The organism is Streptomyces sp. NPDC055189 (genome assembly GCF_053606765.1).
Map to the genome: position 1 here is coordinate 1 of NZ_JBSGSG010000181.1, position 3,081 is coordinate 3,081.

General features: G+C 71.5%; 3 protein-coding genes. All 3 read left to right on the top strand.

The features are described 5' to 3' along the window. Positions 1–394: 394 nt before the first annotated feature. Positions 395–622 carry a hypothetical protein gene (locus ACWFR3_RS46655; protein ID WP_376041194.1) on the top strand — a complete coding sequence of 76 codons (228 nt, stop codon included), beginning with the start codon at positions 395–397 and terminating at the stop codon, positions 620–622. A gap of 218 nt (positions 623–840) precedes the next feature. After that, complete coding sequence (locus tag ACWFR3_RS46660) at positions 841–2,814, top strand: helix-turn-helix transcriptional regulator (protein ID WP_376220332.1); 1,974 nt, start codon at positions 841–843, stop codon at positions 2,812–2,814. Beyond that, positions 2,811–3,081, top strand: a 271-nt coding sequence (locus tag ACWFR3_RS46665) for a DUF2637 domain-containing protein (protein ID WP_453740799.1), incomplete at its 3' end; no start/stop codon positions are given. The genes ACWFR3_RS46660 and ACWFR3_RS46665, both read left to right, overlap by 4 nt.

A 3,081-nucleotide genomic window follows, 5' to 3' on the forward strand; every position in this document is an offset into this window, starting at 1 on the left:
GGGTGGAGCTTGCGGAGCCCCCCCAGGTTCCGTGGCAGGGTGCGGAGGGCTGTCCGACCGGAGGGACCCCCCCGCGACCCCTGCCGACCCACCCACGGACCCGCAGTGGCGTACGGCGCCCCCTCCCCCTCTGGGAGCGGTGGCCCGGGGGTGCAGGGGGCGGAGCGCCCCTGCGTAGTGACCCGCGCGATCTCTCCGGCCTCCCCCGCACCCCTCCCCGCGTCCCTGTGTGGCCCGCTGACGGCCGATGAGGGGCGCCGTGCCCTCTGGGTCCGGTATCCGGCTGACAGGGCCGCAGAGGGGCGCCTAGGGTCGCCGCGTGATCACCGGGGGGCAATGATGACTCAGACTGAGACGCTTGCAAAAGGCGGATCGATGTGTCAGAGTCAGTCGCATGACGCAGACACCGGCCCAACTGAGGGCCCAAGCCGAAGCAGCACTCAAGCCTTTGGGAGCGAAGAGGATCAGGCTCCTGGCTCAGCTGGAGCAGCTCGACGCGGAGATCCGTCCGGTGATCGTGGAGGCGGTCCGGATGGAGGTCCCCTACCGCAGGATTCGGGACCTGACAGGGGTCTCCCCGAACACCTCGGCCGCGTGGCGGAAGGCGGCCGAGGCGGAGTGATCTGAGGGGCTCCTCGCGCGCGTATATGCGCGCGTGCGTAGGGCCCCCCTCCCCTCCCCCGACCGCAACCCGCAACCTTGCAGGTCAGAGGCGGTTGCACCCCGCAACCCGACCGCAACCTGCAACCAGAGGCGCAACCAGCAAACGAAGACGGGCCGGACCGCCGCAGCGAACGGCGATCCGACCCTCATCCACGCACCTGAAGGAGAACCGTGGACGTGAAGGAAGTTTGGCGGAAGGCGACCGATTCGACCAAGTCCGCCTGGCGGGCATCGGCCACCGAGGTGACCAACGTGGTCGATGCCCTGTCCCCCATGTGCGCCCCTGTGGCGGCTCGGTGGGACGCGGCGGCGGACCGGCGCCAGGCGCTCCGGACGCCGGAAAATCTCAAGAAGCTCATGGCCGCTCAGCGTGAGAACACGTCGGCGAGGGCGACGGCCGCGACCGCGAAGGGGCAGCGGACGGCGGCACGGCAGGCGAGCAAGAACCCGTGGAACGGCGCCCGGCGGGCGGCGAAGACGGCGGACAGGGCGGCGCGGTCGCACCGGATCGCCGCGCGGGCCGCGTTGAAGGAGGCGCGGGCGAACTACCCGGCGACGATGGCGCAGGTAGCCCGGCGGTGGCACGCCGTGCATGTCGTCCCGGCGGCGGTCGGCACGTACGCGTGGTCGACGCCTGCGGACTGGGAGACGTGGCCTTTGGCCACCTCGGTCGCGGTCATCGCGGCCAACGCCTCGGCGCTGTGGCTCGGTCGCCGGTCGGTCTCCGTGCAGGTCGAGGATGGGGTCACGGCGGAGGAACGCCGCTTGCTGGAGCGCCTGGACCCGTCGTACTGGGTGCAGCACGCCGACTCGCGCGGCCTGTCCGGCACGCTGACCGAGCGGCCCGAAGTGACGGCGGCCGGGATCGTGTGCGGCGTCCGGCTGGACGGCAAGGGCTGGTCGGCGAAGAAGCTCGCGGCCGAGTCCGCGGCGGTCCGCGCCCTGCTCGGGATGCGGACCGAGACGCGGATGCAGATCAGCGATGGCAGCCATGGCGACCGCGCGCTGATCGTGATCCGCACCCGGTCCGCGTCGGACGGCATCTCGATGACCTGGACGCCGGAGCACACCGGCATCGGCGTGGACGAGGTGACCGGCGAGATCGTGGACGTGCCGATGGCGGGCACGCACAAGCTGATCGCGGGCGTCACGAACATGGGCAAGAGCGTCTCGTGGCGGCCGTGGATGATGCAGGCCGTGGCCGACCCGCTGTGGGCGGGCATCCTCCTCGACCCGAAGCGGCTGGAAGCCCGGCTGTGGCAGGGGAAGGTCCGGACGGAGGGTCACCAGCGCGGCTCGAACGAGGAGATCCGGCAGGCGATCTACGACGCGATCTGCGAGCTGGTCGCGGAGATGCAGCACCGGCAGGAGATCGCGGACGTCACGCAGTGGGTGCCGACGCCGGAGCACCCGAGCCTCTTGGTCGTCATCGAGGAGGGACGGCAAATCCTCCAGATGGCCAAGGACAACCGGTGGAAGGACGTCCTCGACCTGATCGACGACCTGTACACCCTGGCCCGCGCGACGGGGATCTGGATCATCTGGGCGACCCAGTACCCGTCCCGCACGAACGGCGGCGTCACGGCGATGGTCAGCGAGAACAGCCTCACGGTCATGTCGCTGACGGTGGACTCGCCGGTGTCCGACCGCGTGGTCTACGGCGAGAACGCGGCGACGACGGGCTGGGAGCCGTCGACGCTCGGCGGCATCCCTGGCCGGGCCCTGATCAAGCACAAGGACCGCAAACCCAGCCCGGTGCGGATCTGGCACGTCCTGGATGAGGCGGTGGAGGCGCTCCCGAAGGTGACCCCGTGGCAGCACGTCGCCACCTTGGCGCCGGAGCCCGCCGACCCGGGCGGCGGGCCGCGCCTGACCCTGGTGAAGGAGGCACCCGAAGCGGCGGCCGAGGAAGCGCCGGCGCCCCGCGCTGAGGAATCCGCGGCGACCCCGGCCGGTACCCCGACCAACCGGAATCGGGTCCTGGACACGGTCCGGTCGGCGTCCGGCCCGCTCGCCCAGAAGGACATCGTGGCGGCGACCGGCATCGACAAGGGCGGCGTCTCCCGCGCCGTCGCGGCGCTCGTCAAGTCCGGCGACGTGGCCAAGACCCCGGCAGGGATCGTCATCGCGGGCAAGGAGGTGTCGGCATGAGCAAGCAGACGATGGAGAGGGCCGCGCTGATCGCGGCCGGGCTCGTGATCGTGACCCTGACCGCCCTTGCCTTCTGGCTCAGTTACGCACACCTCGCCGAGGTGGCCGGCCAGCACGGCCTGGCAGGCTCCCCGATCCGCCAGTGGGCATGGCCCGCGACCCTCGACGCCTTCATCGTCGGCGGCGAGCTGCTCATGCTGCGGGCCGGGCTCCAGGGCCGCACCGACTGGTGGGCGATCACCGCCACGGCGGTCGGGTCGATCGGCT

Coding starts and splice junctions, on each gene's coding strand:
- ACWFR3_RS46655 (WP_376041194.1), top strand. CDS start 395: ATGACGCAGACACCGGCCCAACTGAGGGCCCAAGCCGAAGCAGCACTC.